25 protein-coding genes and 3 pseudogenes are annotated in these 21,570 nt (G+C 62.5%); 9 read left to right on the plus strand and 19 right to left on the minus strand.

Annotated features, from left to right (window positions below):
- Positions 1-129: 129 nt before the first annotated feature.
- Genes aroE through ACLD02_RS00700 form a run of 5 tightly spaced genes read right to left on the minus strand, consistent with a single transcriptional unit; the run spans position 130 to position 4,617 of the window.
- Positions 130-945 carry a shikimate dehydrogenase gene (aroE, locus tag ACLD02_RS00680; RefSeq protein ID WP_410297696.1) on the minus strand — a complete coding sequence of 272 codons (816 nt, stop codon included), beginning with the start codon at positions 943-945 and terminating at the stop codon, positions 130-132.
- Positions 942-1,850 (minus strand): oxygen-dependent coproporphyrinogen oxidase, encoded by a 909-nt coding sequence (gene hemF / locus ACLD02_RS00685; protein ID WP_203105416.1) that lies wholly within the window; start codon positions 1,848-1,850, stop codon positions 942-944. The genes aroE and hemF overlap by 4 nt, the downstream gene beginning before the upstream one ends.
- A 12-nt stretch (positions 1,851-1,862) precedes the next feature.
- Entirely contained in the window at positions 1,863-2,408 is a 546-nt protein-coding gene (locus tag ACLD02_RS00690) for an L-threonylcarbamoyladenylate synthase (protein ID WP_410297697.1), read from the minus strand.
- A gap of 40 nt (positions 2,409-2,448) precedes the next feature.
- A complete protein-coding gene (dprA, locus tag ACLD02_RS00695; RefSeq protein ID WP_410297698.1) occupies positions 2,449-3,498 on the minus strand; it encodes a DNA-processing protein DprA in 1,050 nt (349 codons plus the stop codon).
- Between the two features lie 45 nt (positions 3,499-3,543).
- Entirely contained in the window at positions 3,544-4,617 is a 1,074-nt protein-coding gene (locus ACLD02_RS00700) for a LysM peptidoglycan-binding domain-containing protein (RefSeq protein WP_203105413.1), read from the minus strand.
- 166 nt (positions 4,618-4,783) lie between these two features.
- Here ACLD02_RS00700 and def point away from each other — a divergent pair, with 166 nt between their 5' ends.
- Genes def through ACLD02_RS00725 form a run of 5 tightly spaced genes read left to right on the plus strand, consistent with a single transcriptional unit; the run spans position 4,784 to position 10,402 of the window.
- On the plus strand, positions 4,784-5,293 hold the full coding sequence (gene def, locus ACLD02_RS00705) for a peptide deformylase (protein ID WP_203105412.1): 510 nt from the start codon (positions 4,784-4,786) through the stop codon (positions 5,291-5,293).
- Entirely contained in the window at positions 5,290-6,243 is a 954-nt protein-coding gene (fmt, locus tag ACLD02_RS00710) for a methionyl-tRNA formyltransferase (RefSeq protein WP_203105411.1), read from the plus strand. The genes def and fmt overlap by 4 nt, the downstream gene beginning before the upstream one ends.
- Complete coding sequence (gene rsmB, locus ACLD02_RS00715; RefSeq protein ID WP_410297699.1) at positions 6,236-7,567, plus strand: 16S rRNA (cytosine(967)-C(5))-methyltransferase RsmB; 1,332 nt, start codon at positions 6,236-6,238, stop codon at positions 7,565-7,567. Before fmt ends, rsmB begins: the two co-directional genes overlap by 8 nt.
- Entirely contained in the window at positions 7,564-8,940 is a 1,377-nt protein-coding gene (trkA, locus tag ACLD02_RS00720) for a Trk system potassium transporter TrkA (protein WP_203105409.1), read from the plus strand. Before rsmB ends, trkA begins: the two co-directional genes overlap by 4 nt.
- A 10-nt stretch (positions 8,941-8,950) precedes the next feature.
- Positions 8,951-10,402, plus strand: a complete 1,452-nt coding sequence (locus ACLD02_RS00725; RefSeq protein ID WP_203105408.1) for a TrkH family potassium uptake protein — start codon at positions 8,951-8,953, stop codon at positions 10,400-10,402.
- Positions 10,403-10,468: 66 nt separating this feature from the next.
- On the opposite strand, the gene ACLD02_RS00730 is transcribed toward ACLD02_RS00725, so the two are convergent.
- On the minus strand, positions 10,469-11,617 hold the full coding sequence (locus ACLD02_RS00730) for an alkane 1-monooxygenase (RefSeq protein WP_203105407.1): 1,149 nt from the start codon (positions 11,615-11,617) through the stop codon (positions 10,469-10,471).
- Between the two features lie 192 nt (positions 11,618-11,809).
- On the opposite strand from ACLD02_RS00730, the gene ACLD02_RS00735 reads away from it, so the two are divergent.
- The 3 genes and pseudogenes from ACLD02_RS00735 to ACLD02_RS00745 all read left to right on the plus strand — a co-directional run bounded on the left by ACLD02_RS00735 (position 11,810) and on the right by ACLD02_RS00745 (position 13,231).
- Positions 11,810-12,475, plus strand: coding sequence for a GntR family transcriptional regulator (locus tag ACLD02_RS00735; protein ID WP_203105406.1), 666 nt, complete (start codon positions 11,810-11,812; stop codon positions 12,473-12,475).
- A 239-nt stretch (positions 12,476-12,714) separates the two neighbouring features.
- A pseudogene (locus ACLD02_RS00740) lies at positions 12,715-12,915 on the plus strand (type II toxin-antitoxin system RelE/ParE family toxin); the annotation flags it as partial.
- Positions 12,899-13,231, plus strand: coding sequence for a helix-turn-helix domain-containing protein (locus ACLD02_RS00745; protein ID WP_202552862.1), 333 nt, complete (start codon positions 12,899-12,901; stop codon positions 13,229-13,231). The pseudogene ACLD02_RS00740 and the gene ACLD02_RS00745, both read left to right, overlap by 17 nt.
- Positions 13,232-13,344: 113 nt before the next feature.
- On the opposite strand, the pseudogene ACLD02_RS00750 reads toward ACLD02_RS00745, so the two are convergent.
- The 11 genes and pseudogenes from ACLD02_RS00750 to ACLD02_RS00800 all read right to left on the minus strand — a co-directional run.
- A pseudogene (locus tag ACLD02_RS00750) lies at positions 13,345-13,533 on the minus strand (aminoglycoside nucleotidyltransferase ANT(9)); the annotation flags it as partial.
- A gap of 58 nt (positions 13,534-13,591) precedes the next feature.
- A pseudogene (locus tag ACLD02_RS00755) lies at positions 13,592-13,679 on the minus strand (nucleotidyltransferase domain-containing protein); the annotation flags it as partial.
- A gap of 141 nt (positions 13,680-13,820) precedes the next feature.
- A complete protein-coding gene (locus ACLD02_RS00760) occupies positions 13,821-14,159 on the minus strand; it encodes a DUF2834 domain-containing protein (protein ID WP_203105402.1) in 339 nt (112 codons plus the stop codon).
- A 253-nt stretch (positions 14,160-14,412) separates the two neighbouring features.
- Positions 14,413-14,916 (minus strand): hypothetical protein, encoded by a 504-nt coding sequence (locus ACLD02_RS00765; protein ID WP_410297700.1) that lies wholly within the window; start codon positions 14,914-14,916, stop codon positions 14,413-14,415.
- Between the two features lie 92 nt (positions 14,917-15,008).
- Positions 15,009-15,389, minus strand: a complete 381-nt coding sequence (locus ACLD02_RS00770) for a hypothetical protein (protein ID WP_410297701.1) — start codon at positions 15,387-15,389, stop codon at positions 15,009-15,011.
- Between the two features lie 363 nt (positions 15,390-15,752).
- A complete protein-coding gene (locus ACLD02_RS00775) occupies positions 15,753-16,199 on the minus strand; it encodes a hypothetical protein (protein ID WP_410297702.1) in 447 nt (148 codons plus the stop codon).
- A gap of 74 nt (positions 16,200-16,273) precedes the next feature.
- On the minus strand, positions 16,274-16,483 hold the full coding sequence (locus ACLD02_RS00780; RefSeq protein WP_410297703.1) for a hypothetical protein: 210 nt from the start codon (positions 16,481-16,483) through the stop codon (positions 16,274-16,276).
- Positions 16,484-16,525: 42 nt separating this feature from the next.
- Positions 16,526-16,960: a hypothetical protein gene (locus ACLD02_RS00785; protein WP_410297704.1), complete on the minus strand. Its 435-nt coding sequence runs from the start codon at positions 16,958-16,960 to the stop codon at positions 16,526-16,528.
- A 103-nt stretch (positions 16,961-17,063) separates the two neighbouring features.
- Positions 17,064-17,957 carry a hypothetical protein gene (locus ACLD02_RS00790; protein WP_410297705.1) on the minus strand — a complete coding sequence of 298 codons (894 nt, stop codon included), beginning with the start codon at positions 17,955-17,957 and terminating at the stop codon, positions 17,064-17,066.
- 247 nt (positions 17,958-18,204) lie between these two features.
- Positions 18,205-18,675: a hypothetical protein gene (locus tag ACLD02_RS00795; protein WP_410297706.1), complete on the minus strand. Its 471-nt coding sequence runs from the start codon at positions 18,673-18,675 to the stop codon at positions 18,205-18,207.
- A 92-nt stretch (positions 18,676-18,767) separates the two neighbouring features.
- The gene (locus ACLD02_RS00800) at positions 18,768-19,364 is read right to left on the minus strand and encodes a TetR/AcrR family transcriptional regulator (RefSeq protein WP_203105396.1); all 597 of its coding nucleotides are present in this window, start codon (positions 19,362-19,364) and stop codon (positions 18,768-18,770) included.
- A gap of 54 nt (positions 19,365-19,418) precedes the next feature.
- Between ACLD02_RS00800 and ACLD02_RS00805 the strand changes: the two genes are divergently transcribed.
- Complete coding sequence (locus ACLD02_RS00805) at positions 19,419-19,835, plus strand: PaaI family thioesterase (protein WP_203105395.1); 417 nt, start codon at positions 19,419-19,421, stop codon at positions 19,833-19,835.
- A 6-nt stretch (positions 19,836-19,841) separates the two neighbouring features.
- Here the strand turns inward: ACLD02_RS00805 and ACLD02_RS00810 are convergent, their stop codons facing one another.
- Together ACLD02_RS00810 and ACLD02_RS00815 are read right to left on the minus strand one after the other, a co-directional pair.
- The gene (locus ACLD02_RS00810; RefSeq protein ID WP_203105394.1) at positions 19,842-20,981 is read right to left on the minus strand and encodes an acyl-CoA dehydrogenase family protein; all 1,140 of its coding nucleotides are present in this window, start codon (positions 20,979-20,981) and stop codon (positions 19,842-19,844) included.
- 121 nt (positions 20,982-21,102) lie between these two features.
- The gene (locus tag ACLD02_RS00815) at positions 21,103-21,552 is read right to left on the minus strand and encodes an OsmC family protein (protein ID WP_203105393.1); all 450 of its coding nucleotides are present in this window, start codon (positions 21,550-21,552) and stop codon (positions 21,103-21,105) included.
- Positions 21,553-21,570 lie beyond the last annotated feature (18 nt).

The following is a 21,570-nucleotide window of genomic DNA, read 5'->3' on the forward strand; positions in this document are numbered from 1 at the left end:
AGGCAGGACGGACAGGCCGCCGGCCAATCCCAAAAAATCGGGCGCTCAGCGGCGCCCGTGTGCGCATTTCACCGCGAAGCCCGCGGCGCCGCCAGCGCGCGGACGGCAAAAGTTGTAAAAAACCGGCTTTCAGCCACGACGCAGCGACGCCAGCACCGGCGCCGTGTCCGGTCGCCAGCCGCGCCACACCAGGAACGCCTCGGCGGCCTGTTCCACCAGCATGCCCAGGCCATCGCGCACCGCCGCCGCGCCGGCGGCCCCGGCCCACTCCATGAACGGGGTGGGGCGGGCGCCGTAGACCATGTCGTAGGCCACGGTGGCGTCGCCCACCAGGCCATCCGGCAGGGCCGGCATGTCACCGTGCAGACCGGCGGAGATGGCGTTGATGATAACGTCGAAACGGTTTTCCAGGGCATCCAGGGCGCTGGCATGCAGGGCCACACCCTGGCCGGCGAACCGTTCCACCAGGGTTTCCGCCCGGGCCAGGGTGCGGTTGGCGATCACCAGTTCCGCCGGGGCCTGGGCCAGCAGCGGGCCAAGCACACCGCGCACCGCGCCGCCGGCGCCCAGCACCAGCAGGCGCTTGCCGCCCAGGGCCCAGCCCTGGTTGGCGCGCAGGTCCGCCACCAGGCCGGCGCCGTCGGTGTTGTCGCCGTGCAGCACGCCGTCCCGGCGCCACAGGGTGTTCACCGCGCCGGCCTGGCGGGCCCGCCCGGTGAGCTCGCCGCACAGATCATGGGCTTGTTCCTTGAACGGCACGGTGACGTTGGCGCCGAGACCGCCACCGTCGAAGAAGGCCGCCAACGCCGCCGGGAAACCATCCACCGGCGCCTCGATGCGTTCGTAGACCAGATCCTCGCCACGCTGGGCGGCGAAGGCATGGTGGATGTCCGGCGAGCGCGAGTGGCTCACCGGGTTGCCGAACACAGCGTAGCGATCGCTCATAGCCACTCCCGGTGGATCAGGAATTTCTCATACAGCTCGGCTTCCGGGGTGCCCGCTTCCGGTCGCCAGTCGTAATCCCAGCGCACCAGAGGCGGCAGGGACATAAGGATGGATTCGGTGCGCCCGCCGGACTGCAAGCCAAACAGGGTGCCCCGGTCATAAACCAGGTTGAATTCCACGTAGCGACCGCGCCGGTAGAGCTGGAAATCCCGCTCGCGCTGGCCGAAGGGCGTGGCCTTGCGGCGCGCCACGATGGGCCGGTAGGCGCGGATGTAAGCATCGCCGATGCCGCGCGTCAGCGCGAAGCTGTCCTCGAAACCGAGGCGGTTGAAGTCGTCGAAGAACAGGCCACCGACACCGCGCGGCTCGTCGCGGTGCTTGATGAAGAAGTAATCATCGCACCAGGCCTTGAACTCCGGATAGATCTCCTCGCCGAACGGCTGGCAAGCGTCCCGGGCCACCCGGTGCCAGGCCACCGCGTCCTCTTCGTAGCCGTAGAAAGGCGTCAGGTCAAAGCCGCCGCCGAACCACCATACCGGCGCCTCGCCTTCCTTCTCGGCGATAAAGAAACGCACATTGGCGTGACTGGTGGGCACATAAGGGTTGCGCGGGTGGATCACCAGGGACACGCCCATGGCCTGGAACGATCGGCCCGCCAGTTCCGGCCGGTGGGCGGAGGCGGACGGCGGCAGGCGCTCGCCGAACACATGGGAAAAGTTCACGCCGGCCTTTTCGAACACGGCACCGTCGGCCAACACCCGGCTGCGGCCGCCGCCGCCCTCGGCCCGGTCCCAGGCGTCCTCGATGAAGCGGCCCTCACCGTCTTCCGCCTCCAGTTCCGCCACGATGCGGTCCTGCAGATCCAGCAGCCAGGCCTTCACGGCATCCGGCGAAACGTCTTGCATGTTGCTTGCTCCTTAACGCAGCACGCGGCCGCTTTCCAGGTCGATGATGGTGGAGGGGCGGGCCAGCGGGTGGCACTGGCCGGTGACCACGAAATCCACGTCCGCGCCCAGGTTGCGCGCCGCCAGAAAACGGTTGCGGGCCGCCGGGCGCCCGGCGCGGTTGGCGCTGGTGGACACCAGCGGCGTGCCCAATCCCCGGGCCAGGGCACGGGCCACCGGGTGGGGCCCCACGCGCACCGCCACCTTGTGGTGGGTGCCGCGAATCCAGGCCGGCACCCGCTCGGTGGCGGGCAGCAAGTAAGTCACCGGCGCCGGCCACACCGACGCCAGCTCGCGGTGCTGGGCCGGGGTCAGCGTCACCAGCCCGTCCAGTTGGTCGAGATCCGCGGCCAGCAGGATCAGGCCCTTGGCCACCGGCCGGTCCTTGATCGCCAACAGCCGCGTCACGGCGGCCTCGTCAAAGGGATCACAGCCCAGGCCGTATACGGTCTCGGTGGGATAGGCGATGACGCCGCCGGCGCGCAGGATGCGGATGGCCGTATCGAGATGCTGTTTCATGCGGCGAGAGGATACCCGCTGCGACCGGTGCGCCGCCAGTTCAGCGGTGGATCACGTAGCCACCGCGGGCGCGCTTCACGTGGCCTTCCAGCTCCAGCTCGGCAAGGCGGTCGGCCAGCTCCGCCATGCCCAGGCCGCTGCGCCGGCACAACGCGTCCAGGTCGTTGACGCCGCTGGTGAAATGCCGGAGCAGCGCCGGCCGATCCGTGTTCAGGGCGGGGCTGTCGTCGATCACGCGGCGGAAGTCGCCGAACGCTTGCAGCACATCCTCCACGCTTTCCAGCCAGTTGGCGCCATCGCGCAGCAGCCGGTGACAGCCCTTGCTGAACGGGTTGTGCAAGGAGCCGGGCACGGCGAACACCTCCCGGCCCTGCTCGGCGGCGGTGCGGGCGGTGATCAGCGAGCCGCTGCGCGGCGCCGCCTCCACCACTATGGTGGCCAGGCTGAGCCCGCTGATCACCCGGTTGCGCATGGGGAAGTGGCGGGCCAGGGGACCGTCGCCGGGGGCGAATTCCGTGATCACCGCGCCGCCGCCCTCGACAATAGCCTCGGCCAGAGCCCCGTGACGGGCGGGATAAATGCGGTCCGGCCCGCAGCCAAGCACCGCCAGGGTACGACCCGGGGCCGCCAGCGCGCCCCGGTGGGCGGCGCCGTCCACGCCCAGGGCCAGACCGCTGGTGATGGTGAAGCCGGCACCGGCCAGGGCGCGGGCGAAACGATGGGCGTTATCAAGCCCGTCCGCCGAGGCGTGACGGGCGCCAACCATGGCCAGTTGCGGCGCACTCAGGACGGCGGGGTCACCGCGCACCGCCAGCACCCCGGGGGCGTCGTCCAGATCGGCCAGCAGCGGCGGGTAATCGGTGTCGCCCAGGGCCAGCCAGCGCCAGCCGTGGGCGGCCAGGCTGTCGCGCACCGGCATCAGGACACGGGGATCGCGGAGCAGGCGCGCCTGCCCAGCGGCGCTCAGGCGCGGCACGAAGCGGAGCAAATCATCCCGGTCCGGGTTGAGTTCACGCAGCGCCCGGCCAAGCCGGGCGGAGTCGGGGGAAAAGGCGGCGCTCAGGGCCAGCCGGCGGAGTTGTCCATCCATCGCGCACCTCCTTGTGCGCCGGTTGAAGCGATGTCAGTCGCGGTATCAGTAACTGCCCTCCGGGCTCTCCACGATGTCCTTCATGTAGATCGGGCGGAGGGATTCCATGATCAGGCCGTAGCTGACTTTTTCGTAGACCCGGAACAGCACCATGCTGCCGGAACGGGTGCGCGGCAGGCGCACCATTTCGTCACGCTGACGGTCGCGCACCAGTTCGCCCTGCTGGAAGATATCCAGCACATGGCCGGCCTCCATGCCTTCGCGCTCGCCCAGGTTGATCACCACCACGTCGTTGCGGGCGACGCTGTTGATGCGGTCGAAGAAGCGGATGATGTGGCCGGTGGTCTTCTCGTCCGGCGCGTGGGGGTAGAGCACCGCGCGCACCCGGCGGTCCGGTTGCGGGAACAGCCGGTCATCAACGCGGATGTCCTCGGAGGAGCGCACCACCTCCATGGTCACCATGTCGTCCTCGTGGCCGGTGATGCTGGCCAGGCCGATCTGGCGAGCCTCGTAGCCCAGCACCTCGTCGGTTTCCGGGTCCACGTATTCCTCGCCCACCCGGTAGATGCCGTAGCGGGGCGGGGCGTTCTCGAACTGGTTCTCCGGGTCGCGGGCGTAGACGGTGTCGCCCATGCCGTAAACCACCCGGCGATCCTGGCCGCCCACCACATAGGGGGCGGAGGTGATCTCCTCGCGGGTCACCACCAGCGCTTCCTTGAGGTAGCTCTGAATGGCGCTCATGGGAATGGCGGGGATGGCGCTGTCGCGGTCCAGTTCCCGGGCGCGCGGGCTCAGCTTGATGGTGCCATCGGGCAGCTTGGCGCGGCTGTTGCCGTCCCGGCGCAAGGCCAGGCGCGGCTCGCCATCCTGCCAGAGCAGGCGGATTTCATCGCCGGGGTAGATCAAATGCGGGTTGTCGATCTCCGGGTTGTCGTGCCAGAGTTCCGGCCACTGCCAGGGGTTCTCGAGGAAGCGAGCGCTGATATCCCAGAGGGTATCGCCCTTCTTGACGTAGTAGACGTCGGGATGACCGTCACGAAGCTGAATGCTGTCGGCCGCGGCCAGCGACGCCAGCAGCAGTGCCCCCAGGCACAGGATTCGCTGCAGCGATTTCATCATCAGCGGATTCCTTTTATGATTATCGGCATCCGCGACAAGGCGGACGCACCCCCGGATCGAACACAGTCGTCACCGGATATTAGCAACGCGATCATAGATTTAGCAACCAAATTTAAAGCAGCTTCACAAGTAGCTGGCAAGCAGTTGGAAGAGACGCAGGAGCCCCATGGCCAAGCTGGAGATATTGGAATTTCCCGACCCACGACTCCGCACCGTAGCAAAACCGGTGGAGCAGGTGGATGACGCGCTTCGCAAACTGATCGACGACATGATCGAGACCATGTACGACGCGTCCGGGATCGGTCTGGCGGCCACCCAGGTGAACGTGCACCAGCGCGTGCTGGTGATCGACGTGTCCGAGGAGCGGGACCAGCCCCAGGTGTTCATCAACCCGGAGATCACCCCGCTCACCGAGGACCTGGCCCCCTACGAGGAGGGCTGCCTGTCGGTACCCGGCTTCTATGAGAAGGTGGAGCGCCCGGCCAAGGTGCGCATCAATGCCCTGGACCGGAACGGCGAACCCTTCGAGATCGTCACCGACGGCCTGCTGGCCACCTGCATCCAGCACGAGATCGATCATCTGGACGGCAAGCTGTTCGTCGATTACGTGTCGCGGCTCAAACGCGACCGGATCAAGAAGAAACTTCAGAAAATCCACCGTCAGAACGCCGGATGAGCAGTTCACCTCTGCGCATCGCGTTCGCCGGCACCCCGGATTTCGCCGCCGCCAGCCTGCAAGCCCTGATCGACGGTCCCCATGACATCGCCGCCGTGCTCACCCAGCCCGACCGGGGCGCCGGGCGCGGCAAGAAAGTCGTGCAGAGCCCGGTGAAGAAGCTGGCGCTGGCCAACGACCTGCCGGTCTGGCAACCGGAATCCTTGAAGGACGAGGCGATCCAGCGGCAAATCGCCGAGCTGGAGCTGGACGCCCTGATCGTGGTGGCCTACGGCCTGATCATCCCCCAGGCGGTGCTCGACCTGCCACGCCTGGCCTGCGTCAACGTGCACGGCTCGCTGCTGCCGCGCTGGCGCGGCGCGGCGCCGATCCAGTGGGCGATCCTGGCCGGCGACGCCGAGACCGGCAACACCATCATGAAGATGGACGCCGGCCTGGACACCGGCCCCATGCTGCTCAGCGAGGCCCTGCCCATCGGCGAGCGGGAGACCGGCGGCGAGCTGCACGACCGGCTCGCCGCCCAGGGCGCCCGGCTGCTGGGCACCGTGCTCGACGACCTGCCCGGTTATCTCGAGCGCGCCGAACCACAGCCGGACGAGGGCATGACCTACGCCAGCAAGCTGAGCAAGGCCGGCGCCCGGGTGGACTTCGGGCTGCCCGCCCGGGGCATCGTTAACCGGGTGCGCGCCTTCAACCCCTGGCCGGTGGCCTGGGTGGAGCTGGACGGCCAGCCGCTGCGCCTGTGGGACGCCGAGGAAGCCCACGGGGACGTGGACGACGCCGAGCCGGGGCGCATCCTCACGGTGAGCGACGAGGGCCTGATCGTGGCCTGCGGCGATGGCGCCGTGCGCCTCACCCGGCTGCAGTTGCCCGGCAAGAAACCCCTGACCGTGGCGGAAATCCGCCGTGGCCATCCCGATCTGTTCCAACCAGGAGCCTTCCTTGGCTGAAAGCCCGGACCCCCGCCTGGCGGCGGTACGCGCCCTCAACCGCGTGCTGCCCGGCCAGGGCGATGGCGCCAGCCTGCGCGAAGTACTGCGCCGGGGCGTTCCCGACGGCAGCGCCGGCGGCCTGACCCGCGACCTGTGCTTCGGCGTGTGCCGCTATTTGCGCCCGCTCAATCAATGGCTCAACGACCAGCTCGATAAGCCGATCAAGGCCAAGGCGCAGCCGGTACGGCTGGCGCTGCTGTGCGGGCTTTACGAACTGTGGTTCACGGAGCGCCCCCAGCACGCCGTGGTGAACGCCTACCCGGAGCTGTGCCGGCGCCTCAAGGCCGGCTGGGCCAGCGGCCTGACCAACGCGCTGCTGCGCAAGGCCAGCCGCCTGGACGCGGCCACCGCCTTCGCCGGCTACCCGCCGGCGGTGGCCAGCTCCCTGCCGGACTGGCTGTGGCGGCAGTTCCAGGAGGATTGGCCGGAGCAGGCCGACGACATGGCCCGGGCGAGCCTGACGCCGCCGCCGTTCACCCTGCGTGTGAACCGTCGGCGGCACGACCGCGACCAGGCCCGCGCGGCGCTGGGCGAGGGCGCCCGACCCGGCGAGCTGGCGCCTTGGAGCCTCTACCTGACACCGCCCCGGCCGGTGACGGCGCTGCCCGGCTTCGACACCGGTGCTTTTTCGGTGCAGGACGAGGCGGCGCAACTGCCGGCGGAATGCCTGGCGGTGCCGCCCGGCGGGCGGGTGCTGGACGCCTGCGCCGCCCCCGGCGGCAAGACCGGCCAGATTCTGGAAGCCTTCCCCGATGCCCGGGTGGTGGCCCTGGACCAGGTACCGGCGCGCCTGGAGCGGGTGCGCGAGACCCTGGCACGGCTCGGCGTGGACGCCGAACCCCGGGTCGGCGATGCCGCCGAGCCATCGCAATGGTGGGATGGCGAGCCCTTCGACGCCATCCTGCTGGACGCCCCCTGCTCCGCCACCGGCATCCTGCGCCGCCAGCCGGACGTGAAATGGCACCGGCGTCGCGCCGACCTGCCACCGCTGGTGGATTTACAAGCGCGCATGCTGGATGCACTATGGCCGCTTCTGCGGCCCGGTGGCCGGCTGGTGTACGCCACCTGTTCGGTCCTGCGCGAGGAGAACGACCGCCAGGTAGCGGCGTTCCTGGCGCGCACGCCGGACGCCGCCGACCTCACCGAGCGGCCGCCCGCGGCGCCGGCGGTGGAAGCGGGCTGGCAACTGCTGCCCCGCGAGAACGGGCCGGACGGCTTTTACCTGGCTTGCCTGCGCAAGCACGAAGCGCCGGGACCTGATGAACAAGAAGGCGATCGATGAAGATCATCATTCTGGGGGCCGGCCAGGTCGGCGGCACCCTGGCGGAGAACCTGGCGGGGGAACGCAACGACATCACCGTCATCGACATTGACGGCGAACGGCTGCGGGAACTGGGCGACCGCCTCGACATCGGCACCGTGCAGGGGATGGGCTGCTACCCCTGGGTGCTCAAGGACGCCGGCGCCGAAGACGCCGACATGCTGATCGCGGTGACCAACTCCGACGAAGTGAACATGGTCGCCTGCCAGGTGGCCTACACCCTGTTCCGCACCCCCACCAAGATCGCCCGCATCCGTACCGCCTACTACACCAGCCGCGCCGACAAGCTGTTCAACGAAAGCGCCATCCCCATCGACGTGATCATCAGCCCGGAGCAGGTGGTCACCGACTACATCAAGCGCCTGATCGAACACCCCGGCGCCCTGCAGGTGGTGAACTTCGCCACCGGTCGGGTGCAGTTGGTGGCGGTGCGTGCTTACTACGGCGGCCCGCTGGTGGGCAACGAGCTGCGCGAACTTCGCAAGCACATGCCCAACGTGGACACCCGGGTGGCGGCCATCTTCCGCCGCAACCGGCCGATCATCCCGGAAGGCAACACGGTGATCGAGGCGGACGACGAGGTGTTCTTCATCGCCGCCAAGAACGACATCCGCGCGGTGATGAGCGAGCTGCGCCGCCTGGAGCACAACTACAAGCGCATCCTGATCGCCGGCGGCGGCAACATCGGCTACCGGCTGGCCAAGAGCATCCAGCACCGCTACAACGTCAAGCTCATCGAGCGCTCGCCGAAACGCGCCGAGTGGCTCGGCGAGCGGCTCAACCACACCGTGGTGCTGCAGGGGCTCGGCACCGACCGCGACGAGCTGCTCAAGGCCAACATCGAGAACACCGACGTGTTCTGCGCGCTCACCAACGACGACGAAGCCAACATCATGGCCTCGCTGCTGGCCAAGCGCCTGGGCGCGCGCAAGGTGATGACGCTGATCGCCAACCCCGCCTACGTGGATCTGGTACAGGGCCACGACATCGACATCGCCATTTCACCGCAGCAATCCACCATCGGCAGCCTGCTCACCCATGTTCGCCGGGGCGACGTGGTCAACGTCTACTCCCTGCGGCGTGGCGCGGCGGAAGCCATCGAGGCGATCGCCCACGGCGACGCCAAGTCCTCCAAGGTGGTGGGCCGCGCCATCGAGGACATCGACCTGCCGGAGGGCACCACCATCGGCGCCATCGTGCGTGGCGAAAAGGTACTGATCGCCCACGACGATCTGGTGATCGAGCCCAACGACCACGTGATTCTGTTCCTGATCGACAAACGCCGTACCCGGGACGTGGAAAAACTGTTCCAGGTCGGGTTCACCTTCTTCTAGGACGCCGGGGATGCACTTCGCGCTGATCTCGAAAATCCTCGGCCTGCTGCTGGTGGTGTTCAGCTTCACCATGATGCCGCCGGTAGCCGTGGCGTTCTATTACGGCGACGGCAGCGAAGGCCCCTTCCTGACCTCGTTTTCCATCTCCATGCTGCTCGGCCTGATGCTGTGGTTGCCGTTCTTCCGCCACCGTGCCGAGCTGCAGGCCCGCGACGGCTTTCTGGTGGTGACCCTGTTCTGGTCGGTGCTGGGGGTGATCGGCGCCCTGCCCATGCTGATTTCCGACGCCGTGCCGGTGGGCTTCACCGACGCCGTGTTCGAGTCCGTGTCCGGCCTGACCACCACCGGCGCCACCATCCTTTCCGGCATCGACGAGTTGCCCAAATCGATGCTGTTCTACCGCCAGCAGCTGCAATGGCTGGGCGGCATGGGCGTCATCGTGCTGGCGGTGGCGATCCTGCCGATGCTGGGCATCGGTGGCATGCAGCTCTACAAGGCGGAAATCCCCGGCCCCATGAAAGAGGCCAAGCTCACCCCGCGCATCGCCGAAACCGCCAAGGCACTGTGGTACGTGTACCTGGCGATCACCGTGGCCTGCGCCCTGGCCTACTGGGCCGCCGGCATGAGCCTGTTCGACGCCGTCTGCCACAGCTTCAGCACCGTCTCCACCGGCGGCTTCTCCACCCACGACGCCGCCATGGCGTACTGGGACAAGGCCGCCATCGACTGGGTGGGGGTGATCTTCATGCTGATCGGCGGCATGAACTTCGCGTTGCATTTCGCCGCCTGGCGCGGCCGCTCCCTGCTCACCTATGTGCAGGACCCGGAATTCCGCTTCTTCATGGGGCTGATGCTGATGTACATCGCCCTGGTGGGCATCGGCCTGATGTTCTTCCACATTCACGACCACCCGGATCAGGCCGCCCGGCACGCCGCCTTCCAGGTGGCGTCTTTCGGCACCGGCACCGGGTTGACCAGCACCAACGCCGCCGCCTGGCCCGGTTACATTCCCTACCTGCTGATCTTCACCAGCTTCATCGGCGGTTGCGCCGGCTCCACGGCGGCGGGCATGAAGGTGGTACGCGCCGCGCTGATCGCCCGCCACAGCCTGCGTGAGCTGCGCCGCCTGATCTACCCGAACGGGGTGTTCGCCCTGCGCTTCGGCAAGCACGTGGTCAACGATCGGGTACTGCAGGCGGTGTGGGGATTCGTCGGCGTTTACATCACCATCGCGGTGATCTTCACCCTGCTGTTCACCGTCACCGGCATGGACCTGACCACGGCGGTGAGCGCCGTGGCCGCCTCCATGAACAACCTGGGCGTGGGCATCGGCCAGGTGGGCGGCGGCTTCGCCAACATCACCCCGGAAGCCAAGTGGATGATGACCCTGCTGATGCTGCTCGGCCGTCTGGAGATCTTCACCTTCCTGGTGCTGTTCACGCCCCTGTTCTGGAAGCAATAGGAACGGCCACGGAAAAGCCCCGGGACCCAATCGGGTGCCGGGGCAGGCAAGGCATCAAATACCGGATCAGGCGATGTTGTTCACCCGGCGGCTGTCGCGGAACAGCTGGTCCATCTCGCCCTGGTAGTAAGCTTCCACCCGCGGGTTCATCACCTTCTTCCACAGCGGCGGGAACAGCGCCAGCACGTACATGGCCGCGTAGCCACCGGGCAGCTGCGGGCTCTCTTCATAATGGCGCAGCACCTGGTAGCGGCGCTTGGCGTAGGCGTGGTGGTCGCTGTGCCGCTGCAGCTGGAACAGCGCCAGGTTGGTAAGCAGGTAGTTGGAGTTCCAGCTGTGCGCCGGCGTCACCCGCTCATAGCGGCCATTATCCTTGACCCGACGGTGCAGACCGTAGTGCTCGACGTAGTTGATCACTTCCAGGGTGAAGGCGGCCACGAAACTCTGGGCGCAGAAGAACAACACGCCCTGCCAGCCGAACAGCACGCCGAAGGCCACCGCGAACAGCGCCGAGATGCCGTACCACCAGATCAGCTCATTGTGGATGCTCAGGTTTTTCTTACCCTTGCGCTCCAGGTACTGCTTTTCCAGCCGCCAGGCGTTCAGAAAGTTGTGCTTGAACGCGTGGGGCAGGAACGCATAGAGCCCCTGATTGTACTGTGAGGAAGACGCGTCCTCCGGCGTGGACACATGCACATGGTGGCCGCGCACGTGCTCCACCTTGAAGCCCGCATAGGTCACCGACGACAGCAGCAGACCGCCCATCCAGTTTTCCAGCTTGGGATCCTTGTGCACGAACTCGTGGCCCAGGTTGATGGCGATGATGCCACCCACGGTGCCCATGGATACGATCCAGCCCAGCTTGCCCAGCCAGGAATAATCGTTATTCACGAACACCCAGCCACCGAAAAACAGGGCGCCCAACCAAATGAACCCCATCAAGAACAGGGACCCGGTGTAGAAACGCTCCTGACTGAGCGAAGGCACCTGTACCTGTTCGTCCGGGTTGGAAGGGTCCTTGCCGATCAGGTAGTCCAGCACCGGAATGACGCCGAACACCACGAAGTAGATGAACCAGGCCCAGTAATCCTGGGTGCCAGCCTCCCTGCCGATAAAGGCACTCAACGGCAGCAGCGGCAACACCAGGGCCCAGAACCCCAGATATCCCCATTTTTTTATTTTCAGCATGGTGTCGGAATGCATCGTGGCGAACATCGTTTGGCCTCCTCCCCGGCGACCCGGGGTAAACGGTGCGTCCTGTTTTCATCGTATGACGGACGCGGGTCTCCCATGACTTTATCAGTCCTCGATGGCAACGTTACCACCCTTTCTTGAATTGTCCAACAACTCAATTCGTGACATAGAAGCCCCGCCAACGGATAATGGCCACCCAAAGGAGGAGTCAGGATGTCGCTGAAAGCGGTAAGTTTGAGCGAGCAGATCGCCGAGCATCTGGCGGAGCGGATCATTCGCGGGGCACTGGCCCCCGGGGAAAAGCTGCCGGAAACGGACTTGGCGAAAGAGCTGAATGTGAGTACCAACTCACTTCGGGAGGCCTTCAGGCTGCTGGAAAAGCGGCACCTGATCGAACTGCAACCGCGCCGGGGCGCGCGGGTCTGCGAGGTCACCGAAAGCCAGGTCCGCGACCTCTATGACTTCCTGTTCCTACTGCTCTCGCACATGGCCGCCCGCGCCGCCCGGGACTGGCAACCCGGCCAGATCGAGGACCTGGCCGCCATGCTGCCGGAACTGGAGCGCCACTATCAGGCCGACGACATGCCCGGCGCCCACCAGGTGGCCTTCCGCTTCGTGGAGCTCGCCACCCGCCGGTTCGCCAATAATAGCTACCTGGCCGCCGACATCGAGGACCTGGTCCCCCTGCTCAAGCGCTTCTCCTACATCGCCCTGCAGGAAGAAACCACGGAATTCGACGGCTCCCTACGCATCTTCCAGCGCCTGCTGGAGAACGTCCTCGGCCGCAACCCGGAGCAAGCCGCCGCCGACATCCGCGAATACGGCGACAACCAGTGCCGCATCGTGCTCAGAGCGGTGGCCAAGCGCTACGCGGCTTAGCGGGCCTTGAGGCGAAGAACCGGGCCGCCCCAACTATCAGCACCTTTACTTGCCCAGCCTTCAGTCTGCTTGATGACATGTCGAAATTGACATAGCATGTCGAACATGAGCCCCAAGGACAAGCCACTGATCTGGCTACATGGATACGTAAAGACGCCGCCTTTCTCGGCCGCCGCCAGATTAGAGGCGGGTTATCTGCTGCGTGAACTGCAGCGCGGTGTAGCGCTGACCATGCCGCACTCCAGACCCATGCCATAGGCGCTCATTGCCACGAACTTCGCATCACGGACGACGACAAGATCTGGCGTATATTTTACCGGATAGATACGGATGCCATTGTCATAGCGGATATTGTTAAGAAGAAAACCGGCAAAACTCCGAAGACGGTAATCTACACATGTAAGGCCAGATTCAGGATGTATGATGATGCATGCGAATAAACGTAAGAAGCTCGAGGAAAAGGGCTGGAAAATTGGCGATGCGGACGAGTTCCTGGAACTCACGCCAGAAGAATCCGCCTACATTGAGATGAAGCTGGCGCTCAGCCAGTCTCTCAAAGAGAGTCGACGCAAGAAAAATCTGAGCCAGGTCGAGCTGGCGAAGCTGATCAAATCCAGCCAGTCTCGCGTTGCGAAAATGGAAGCTGGCGACCCGAGTGTCTCCTTGGATCTGCTTATGAAATCATTGCTTGCGCTTGGAGCCTCACCGGAGGAAGTGGGCAAAGTAATCTCTTCAGGCAAGCCCCGAGCAGCCTAGCCCAATACCAAGTGGCAACCATTTGCTCTACGGGGCGACCAGACACGCCTCAATCGATCTCTTCATATAGGCAACAAGCGCGTCAAAACCCGCTCGCCCGTCCCATCGATCACTTCCTTCAGAACAATGGCAAGATCAGGATCGCGGGCCGGCTCCGGCACGCCTCCCGCCTCAAAGTCCTCTCGCAACCATTCACCGTATACAAACTCGGCCTTAGGCGGAAATCGCCAAGGCGCGACCTCGGACACCGTGATCACCGTCAGCTCCAATGCCCACACGCCCCGAGTATTCCCAACCGCGCCGGGTACGCTCATCGAGAGATCAGGGCCCTTCTTTGCTCGAAGGTAGGCGGCTCAATCATCGCGACCAGGACATCCACGTCACTGTCGCGCCTTAAACCACCCACGACGGCGGAGCCGAACAGGTAAATGCCGATGATCGAATCACCAAGCGCAGCCTCAACGGCCGAACCGTGCCTGCTTCGCTTCGTCGGGCATCTCTGCATTTGCCATATAAGCCAGGATATCCTCGCGCCGCTTACTACCGGTTTTTTCCGCAAGACACGGTTGGAATCTATTTGATCAGCTCGTCATGCATCGCGCTTGAATTCCCGGATCTGCTTTGCTCGAAGCAACAGATACAGCGCAAACCCAACCGCCACTCCAGGCACAATGCCGAGCAGCAGGCAAACCCACCCCTTTTTAACTTCATGGGCCTTGGCTTCATAAGCCACCCAGACAGCAAGAACAACCCAACAAACAAGCACATCCGTCGAATAGCCACTCGAATAAGGGTTCACAAACCCTGCTGCGAACGCGCCCCATACATCGGGGTTCTCAAAAAGCGGTGGCAAAACGGTCACAGCAAAGAACGCCGTGAAGAAAAGAGCAGCGACAACCAACATTCCTTTATAGATCGATTCGGGCATCTTTATATCCCTCTGCTGTATGCCATAGCGTAGTTAAGCATCGGTACCGGGAGGCATGAAATGCCGCTGCTCGTTACGCCCCGTCACTCCTCGCTCCAGAAGAATTACGATATCGTTCACCCCCTTATCTAACACCAGACACCACAAGCTCCTTATAATTGACATAATTATTAAGAAGCGCCTTTATAGCACAGCAAACGGTACGCGGCGCTTTTTCAAGGCCGACGTTTACAGTGTCGTTCAACACTGGCCTTTACGTATTTCCAGATATCACAAAGCAAACCGATAGCAATAATGATCCCACCGCGACGTAGTACCCTAAAACAAAGCCGACGAACCGTTTCATCGGGTTCGCTCGATAGCTAAAGTAAAAGAGGACCCTTCCGATCACATAGATAATCGCCTGTATCGGTACCAGCTTGATCAGTCCAAGGGGAGCAACCATACCCAAGGTGACCACAGTAAGTACGTTCACCGCCGTTTGCTCTACAGTGTTGCTTAGATAAGCCTGTTCAAACCGTATGCTTTCGCTCGCGTTGTATCCCTTTATAAGATCAGCGCTGTTATATCTCCGGAATAGGATGGGGTGAATACCCAGGAAGAGCGGAATAGAAAAAACGGCAAGCCACGAAAGTGTGTATTCAACCCGATTGCCTGGCTGATGATTCGGAATCAGCGACCACAAACCAAGGGCCAGAATGGCCAATACAATAAAGCCAAGCGCGATCTGCTTATTGACTTCCTTTTTATGGCCCATCTCATCCACCCATTTTTTGTGCGATGCCGCGTTGATGGGGCCGCACCTTATCTCGCCCCGGCACGCGATCGCGAACGAATTGAGCGCCTTGGTTAGCTACGGGCACTTAGATTGACCTCATTAGCCGGCGACAAAGGAAGCCGCCAACCAACGATGAATGCCATTAATACAACCAAAAGGAAGTGTAAGAATGGTGCAACTTCGTAGAGGCTGGTTAATTTTGATACTTGGTGTGCAAGAACAAAGGTAAGTGGTCCCATCCAGAACAATGGCTTTAGCACCATGTTCTTTCCTGCAATTAACTGGCCCAGCCAATACCCAGAAAATGCAAGCACGAAATAAATAGCCGCCTGAATCAGTATGGATAAAGAGTCAAAAGGCAAAGACCCCTTTACCATTGGGACCATTAGAAAAGCCACTGAGGTTATCGAAAGCGTTATAGAAAAAATTAAGGCTTCCTTTCCATGTTTCATTACTGCTCCTTATACAGCTGACGCCGACCATCATGCGCTAGTCGCACGCTTGGCATTGTTATATCTACTCCACATCATCACTGCCGCAATCCGGACACTCTTCTAACAACTGTTCCTTTCTGGTGGCGGGGATAAAGTCCATGCAGTCATTGCAATAAAGCTCGTACTTCTTAGCACTTCCCTCGCAAGTATCCGGGTGGCAGCTTGTCAATTCCGGGTCATTAAATGGAACCCAACGGCGCCTGCATTCCCCCGGCGGGAGGACAACAGCCATGAAAATAACTCACCAACAGTACTTACACCTCTTTTCTCGTGCCATCCCTAACCCATTAGATATAACACCGCAAGCAAAACATGTGGCTGCTACCGGCCAAGGTTTAGATCCAATGGTTCATTCAAATTCGGCACGCCGTTTTCAATCGGGTATAAAACTGCCTTGGGGTCGCATGCGGAGCTTTCCTCTGATTTTATAATGCCCGCTGTCCCTATTGAAGTAAGGGTTTCCGAGATATTTGAGTCAGAGGTTTGACCAACCTTAGTCAGCAGTCCGTTCGCAAACTCAGCAGAGAGGCTGGAAGACCCATACCCTGCCTTGAAGTCTAGATGCCTTTTTTCGCCTGGCAATGTCACCGCAGTTGCGGAACTCACACATTTGTCAGTTACAGCGTAGAAAAGATACGGAACCGGCTCGTAGTAAACCGCGCCGTCTTCGCCGGCATTGAAATCGATGCTTGCACACCCCGAAAGGACCGTCGCCAATAATACTGTCATGTATTTTCTCATAATATTTTTTCCTTTGATCTTCTGCATATCGCTTGCAGCATGCACACCCACGGAATGGAGCCGAAGGCGCAATGTAGTGGGCGTCGCCGTGCCTGCACTGGTTATTCAGTGTTGGCGCGGGTTAGTAATTCCAATGCCTGTTCAAAAATTTTCTCTACATGCTCTCTGTTTTCAATATTTTCTGGAAGTGCTGCCCGATCACCTTCAACGCCCGCGATCATTTCCTGGAGCATGCCAGGACGCTCAGCATCAAGACGCTGAAGAAGCCCCGTCAACAGATACAGAGCCGCATCGGCTTTAACGCTTTCCATATATTAACCTCAGTTCCCAGTTCCATAATGCTGCATAACGCCTTACTCAGCCGGCGCGTTAGCGGTCGGTTGCAGTTGCTTGTTAAATCCCTGCTCAAAACCCTTGGACGCCTGGAGCCCTCCCCCAATAAACACCAGGTAGGATGCCAGTACAGTTGCAATGGTTAGACGGGTTATATGCTTCCCGAGGCTCTTAACCGATGGGTATTTCATCTCATGGAGATAGCGGAACTGGGCCAAGTAGGAAAACCCAGTAGCTAAGGCAGACAAGGTGACTCCGGCAATATAGAATTTTAGTGCGCAAGTAAAGAACGACATGCCTGGATGTTCTTGTGAATTCCCCAAGAAGGTTAGCAGTGATATCGCAGCACCTCCATTTATTAGCATGGCGCTTTTTAGCGCCATTGCTGATATCTGCATAACTGATTTGAACTGCTCCAGTTGTGCCTCTTCTTGGAATTTAAGGCTGCTCGGCATCCATCTCCCCTCGCAGATTTAACGCCGCCAACACGCGCGGCTTTGTAATGGAGCCGAAGCCGCAATGGAAAAGCTGTCGCCGTGCTTGGCCTGGTTAGGCATATTACTTCCTCCCCACCGTAAACCATTGCAGCCCAAATGATTTGCAAAAAGCCTTAACAGTAAGGAAGCTTCTAATGGCAGATGGCTCTGGTTCCTCAGCCCCATCAAGCACGTTCTCAATTGACGACAACCGCTGAAAGAACAGTGCTGAACGGGCTTCCTGAAACTGCGAAGCCCGTTTAGCACAAGAGCGCACAACCTCGGAAAGACTGCTCAAATGACCAAGAAATGCTGTCTCGTCCATACGAGCCTGATCGGGCAACAGCGAAGACAGTCGCTCGAGGAGGCTATCACCCTCAACGTACCTCGGCTCTACATTGGCCACTCCAATATTCCCAGGTTGATCGTAGTTCCATTTTGAGTGACCGGATAAAACCGACGCGTCAGGGAAAGTTGAATTCTCAACCATAGTACCTGAGGCAATATGGCTATATAGCTGACCTAACCGATGAAATGCTGGTGAGGCGTAACAAACAAGACCTTTCCCTTGCATTTGGCTAGCCAGAGAATCAAGTAGTTCCTGTTGAATACGTTCGACATTGAAGCGCCAATATGGGCCCTGAATTCCTCGCTGCCTGAGTTTACTGCCCACACGCCTTATATGCTCTGGACGCTTTGCTTGAAGAAACAGGTTCAATTCAAAATTTGGCAGAGGCCTTGGGCTTCTGACCCGTCTCATGTGCCAAAGAATTCGCAATTCATCCAGTAAAACGCCGGCGAATGGCGCCTCAATTTCATGAATATCCCAGATTCGAGGGTCCATGCATAATGCCGCGTAATCGAACCCCACATGCCCTTCTAGCACCTGACCCGGGGACCATACCAAACTGGTATGTTGTAATTGGCTATACAACGGAGTTTCAAATTCACGCTCTTCAAATTCTGCAGATGGCACGATGTTTCCTTTGTATGCCTAACAGGTATTAGGACGCCGGCTCGAATATCCAATGAACGCGCGGGCGTCATATCTTGTAAACCAGCATGCGATACCCCCCTGATAAAATCAGAAATCTCCAAGCCAGACAAACCTGACCCAACTCCTGTCGCAAAAGCACAAAAAACGCGGCCGAGGCCGCGTTCTGGTGTCGGCACCGCTCGCGCTACGCGCGGCGGTCGAAGGTCTGCCCGCCTGGGGCGGGTATTTACCAGGTCACGCTAAAGCCGGTGACGCGGCCGCTTTTCCAGAGGTTTTTGGCACCGTTGGGCGGCAGGCAGTTGGTGCGGCGGTTGCCGTTGAAGCCACACAGGGCTTCGTCCCAGTCCGGGGAGCCGGTGGTGTTGTAGCCAAAGCCGGCGTTGCCTTTGGGGACGGCCGGCGAGAGCCGGACGTAGCCGCGGCCGCCGCGGCCGTCTTCGACTTTTAGCCAGAGGGTGGTGGAGGATGGGAGCGAGCAGTTGCCGTTGCCGGTCCATTTGTAAGAGCCGCTGACGGTGGGTTCGCCCATGAGGCTGTCGAGTTTATAGATGACCTGCATGTTGCTGACCTGGCAGTTGCCGACGCGGAAGTTGCTTTGGCTTTGCGAGCCGGCGCCGGGGCCGACGGCGAGCGCGGCCACCGGGGTGGCGAGGAGCAGGGCGGCGAGGCCACGTTTGAAGGAGGAAGAAAGGATCATGGTGGTGTCCCCAGTAATGACGGTATACGCCGGATAATCCACGCTCTGGAACCGGGGCGCATGCCCCATCTGGGGGGCGCGACTGGTGGACTTCAGTGGCCCAGGAGGGCCCGCACCACGCCGTCGGCCAGGGCTTCGCGGTGTTCCAGGGGGCTGGCGGGCATCAGCCCGTCGAGCCAGGGGCGGGCGAGGTAGTCCACCGGGCCGAATACCAGGGCCAGCACCAGGGCGGGGCGGCGGGCCAGGGGCCGGGTTTCCGGCCAGCGGTTGAGCCAGTGGCTCAGGGCGGTGAAGTAGCGGCCGTTGGCGTCGCGTAACTGCGGGCCGGCCTGGCTTTCCAGGCGGGGGCGGGCGGTGAGCAGGAAGCGGGCCCAGTCCGGGTGCGCCACGATCCATTCCAGGTAGTCGCCGACCAGGGCGCGCAGGCCGGCTTCGGCGGAGTCGCCCCGGGCCATGGCGGCCATGGCGATTTCGCCGAAGTGCTCCACGCCGGCCACGAACAGGGCGGTGAACACGCCCTGTTTGTCGCCGAAATGGTGGTAGAGGCTGCCCACGCTGACGCCGCTGCGGGCACGGATGGCGTCGATGGTGACCGCGTCCATGCCGCTTTCGGTGGCGCAGGCCAGGGCCGCCGCCAGCACCCGCTCCCGGGCACCGGGACGGTGCCGCATGGGGGTTGCTTCGCTCATACTAGAATCCTATTCTAGAACCATATTCTAACCGATTGTTTCCTAGAGGTTGCCATGACACCGCAAGAATTGCAGGCCCTGGGTGAACGCGTGCTGGAGGCCCAGCCGTTCAGCCGTTTCCTGGGGACGCGCCTGGATCGTTTCGTGGAGGGGGAGGCCCAGCTTTCCCTGGCGCTGAAACCGGAGTTCCTGCAACAGCACGGTCGCCCCCACGGCGGCGTGCTCAGCTATCTGGCGGACAACGCCCTGACCTTCGCCGGTGGTTCGCTGTACGGCGACGGCCTGACGCTGGAGTTCAAGATCAACTACGTGAAGGCGGCCAAGGGCGACACCCTGGTGGCCCGCGCCCGGGTGGAGAGCGCGGGCCGCCAGGCGGCGGTATGCCGGTGCGATCTGTTCGCGGTGGCCGACGACGGCGCCGAGACCCTGTGCGCCGTGGCGCAGGGCACCATCATGGCGCCGGCGGCTTAGGGCGGATCAGCGGCCGAGAATATCCCGGGCGATGATTTCCTTCATGATCTCGCTGGTACCGCCGTAGATGCGCTGGATGCGGGCGTCCACGAAGTCCCTGGAGATGGGGTATTCCTTCATGTAGCCGTAGCCGCCGAACAGTTGCAGGCATTGGTCGGCGACCTTGCCTTGCAGTTCGGTGGTGGTGAGTTTGGCGATGGAGGCGTTGGTGGTGCTGAGTTCGCCACGGTCGTATTGGTCGGTGCATTGGGCGCAGAAGGCTTTGTTGACCTGGACCTGGGCGTGCAGGTCCGCCAGCACGAAGCGGGTGTTCTGGAATTTGCTGATCGATTGGCCGAAGGCCTGGCGCTCCTGGGTGTAGGTGACGGTGCGGTCGATCATGCCTTCGCAGGCGGCGACGGCGCCCAGCGCCAGGATCAGGCGTTCGCGGGGCAGTTCGTTCATCAGGTTGAAGAAGCCTTTGCCTTCGCCGCCGAGGATCTGGTCGGCGCCGACTTTGACGCTTTCGAAGAACAGCTCGGAGGTGTCGGCGGCGTGGTGGCCCATCTTCTCCAGGTTGCGGCCCCGGGAGAAGCCCGGCAGGGAGGCGTCCACGGTGAACAGGGTGACGCCCTTGGCGCCGGCGTTGGGATCGGTCTTGGTGGCGAGCACGATGACGTCGCAGTGCTGGCCGTTGGTGATGAAGGTTTTCTGGCCGTTGATGACATAGCCGTCGCCGTCTTTTTCGGCGCGGGTTTTCATGCCTTGCAGGTCGGAGCCGGCGCCGGGTTCGGTCATGCCGATGGAGCCCACGGCTTCACCGGTGACCATTTTCGGCAGCCAGGTTTGTTTTTGCTCCTCGGTGCCCAGGTGGAGGATGTAGGGGGCAACGATGTCGGAATGCACGGAGAGGTTGGAGGCCAGGGCGCCGAAGCCCATGCGCGAGGCTTCTTCCACCATCACGGCGGAGAGCCGGAAGTCGGCGCCGAAGCCGCCGTACTGCTCGGGCACGTCCACGCACAGCAGGCCGTTCTCACCCATCCGGTTCCAGAGTTCGCGGGGCAGTTTTTCGTCCTTTTCCCACTGGTCGTAGTGGGGTTGCACTTCCTTCTCCAGGAACTTGCGGACATTGTCGCGGAACAGGTCGATTTCGTTCTGATCAAGCATGGGGCGCCCTCTCTACAACGGCAGAACAGCGGCGACGGGCCGCCGGGGAAGGCGACAGTTTAGCGGCTCGGAGCCGCGCGGTCGCCGGCCGGGCGTGGCCGGCCGGTCACGGGGCGGGCGGTCAGTCGTCGGGCTGAACCACCACTTCGGCGCGCAGGGAGTTGGCGACGAAGCAGTTGCGGTGGGCGGCGTCGTGGAGTTTCTTCAGGGCCGCCGGTTCCGGCTCCGCGTCGAACACCACCCGGGGGTGCAGCTCGATGCGGGTGATCGCCATGCGCCCGTCCTCGTTCTTTTCCACCACGCCCTGGGGGCGGTCCACGTAGCTGAGCACCTTGAGGCGCTGCTTGGCGGCGATGGACAGGAAGGTGAGCATGTGACAACTGGCGGTGGCGGCGATCACCGCCTCATCGGGATTGACCCGGTTGGCGGAGCCGAAGAACTCCGGTGACGCGGAGGCCTGAACCACTTCACCGCCGGCGAAGGTCCACTCATGGGACCGGTCGAAGCTGTCGTAGTCGAAACTGGCATCCGGAGCCAGATGCCAGGCCACGGTGGCGCCGTATTCACTCATGGTGCCTCTCCCCTTTTC

This window comes from Alloalcanivorax sp. C16-2 (assembly GCF_046507615.1).
Taxonomy (GTDB): Bacteria; Pseudomonadota; Gammaproteobacteria; order Pseudomonadales; family Alcanivoracaceae; genus Alloalcanivorax; species Alloalcanivorax marinus_A.

What these genes read in the sequence shown, in the direction of transcription:
- ACLD02_RS00775 (WP_410297702.1), bottom strand. Translation starts at nt 16,199, where the DNA reads ATGCAGAAGATCAAAGGAAAAAATATTATGAGAAAATACATGACAGTA.
- ACLD02_RS00785 (WP_410297704.1), bottom strand. Translation starts at nt 16,960, where the DNA reads ATGCCGAGCAGCCTTAAATTCCAAGAAGAGGCACAACTGGAGCAGTTC.
- ACLD02_RS00700 (WP_203105413.1), bottom strand. Translation starts at nt 4,617, where the DNA reads ATGATGAAATCGCTGCAGCGAATCCTGTGCCTGGGGGCACTGCTGCTG.
- aroE (WP_410297696.1), bottom strand. Translation starts at nt 945, where the DNA reads ATGAGCGATCGCTACGCTGTGTTCGGCAACCCGGTGAGCCACTCGCGC.
- ACLD02_RS00690 (WP_410297697.1), bottom strand. Translation starts at nt 2,408, where the DNA reads ATGAAACAGCATCTCGATACGGCCATCCGCATCCTGCGCGCCGGCGGC.
- ACLD02_RS00815 (WP_203105393.1), bottom strand. Translation starts at nt 21,552, where the DNA reads ATGAGTGAATACGGCGCCACCGTGGCCTGGCATCTGGCTCCGGATGCC.
- fmt (WP_203105411.1), top strand. Translation starts at nt 5,290, where the DNA reads ATGAGCAGTTCACCTCTGCGCATCGCGTTCGCCGGCACCCCGGATTTC.
- ACLD02_RS00725 (WP_203105408.1), top strand. Translation starts at nt 8,951, where the DNA reads ATGCACTTCGCGCTGATCTCGAAAATCCTCGGCCTGCTGCTGGTGGTG.
- ACLD02_RS00760 (WP_203105402.1), bottom strand. Translation starts at nt 14,159, where the DNA reads ATGCCCGAATCGATCTATAAAGGAATGTTGGTTGTCGCTGCTCTTTTC.
- ACLD02_RS00800 (WP_203105396.1), bottom strand. Translation starts at nt 19,364, where the DNA reads ATGAGCGAAGCAACCCCCATGCGGCACCGTCCCGGTGCCCGGGAGCGG.
- ACLD02_RS00780 (WP_410297703.1), bottom strand. Translation starts at nt 16,483, where the DNA reads ATGGAAAGCGTTAAAGCCGATGCGGCTCTGTATCTGTTGACGGGGCTT.
- ACLD02_RS00730 (WP_203105407.1), bottom strand. Translation starts at nt 11,617, where the DNA reads ATGTTCGCCACGATGCATTCCGACACCATGCTGAAAATAAAAAAATGG.
- def (WP_203105412.1), top strand. Translation starts at nt 4,784, where the DNA reads ATGGCCAAGCTGGAGATATTGGAATTTCCCGACCCACGACTCCGCACC.
- ACLD02_RS00805 (WP_203105395.1), top strand. Translation starts at nt 19,419, where the DNA reads ATGACACCGCAAGAATTGCAGGCCCTGGGTGAACGCGTGCTGGAGGCC.
- dprA (WP_410297698.1), bottom strand. Translation starts at nt 3,498, where the DNA reads ATGGATGGACAACTCCGCCGGCTGGCCCTGAGCGCCGCCTTTTCCCCC.
- ACLD02_RS00765 (WP_410297700.1), bottom strand. Translation starts at nt 14,916, where the DNA reads ATGGGCCATAAAAAGGAAGTCAATAAGCAGATCGCGCTTGGCTTTATT.
- ACLD02_RS00735 (WP_203105406.1), top strand. Translation starts at nt 11,810, where the DNA reads ATGTCGCTGAAAGCGGTAAGTTTGAGCGAGCAGATCGCCGAGCATCTG.
- ACLD02_RS00770 (WP_410297701.1), bottom strand. Translation starts at nt 15,389, where the DNA reads ATGAAACATGGAAAGGAAGCCTTAATTTTTTCTATAACGCTTTCGATA.
- trkA (WP_203105409.1), top strand. Translation starts at nt 7,564, where the DNA reads ATGAAGATCATCATTCTGGGGGCCGGCCAGGTCGGCGGCACCCTGGCG.
- ACLD02_RS00795 (WP_410297706.1), bottom strand. Translation starts at nt 18,675, where the DNA reads ATGATCCTTTCTTCCTCCTTCAAACGTGGCCTCGCCGCCCTGCTCCTC.
- ACLD02_RS00810 (WP_203105394.1), bottom strand. Translation starts at nt 20,981, where the DNA reads ATGCTTGATCAGAACGAAATCGACCTGTTCCGCGACAATGTCCGCAAG.
- ACLD02_RS00745 (WP_202552862.1), top strand. Translation starts at nt 12,899, where the DNA reads ATGATGCATGCGAATAAACGTAAGAAGCTCGAGGAAAAGGGCTGGAAA.
- hemF (WP_203105416.1), bottom strand. Translation starts at nt 1,850, where the DNA reads ATGCAAGACGTTTCGCCGGATGCCGTGAAGGCCTGGCTGCTGGATCTG.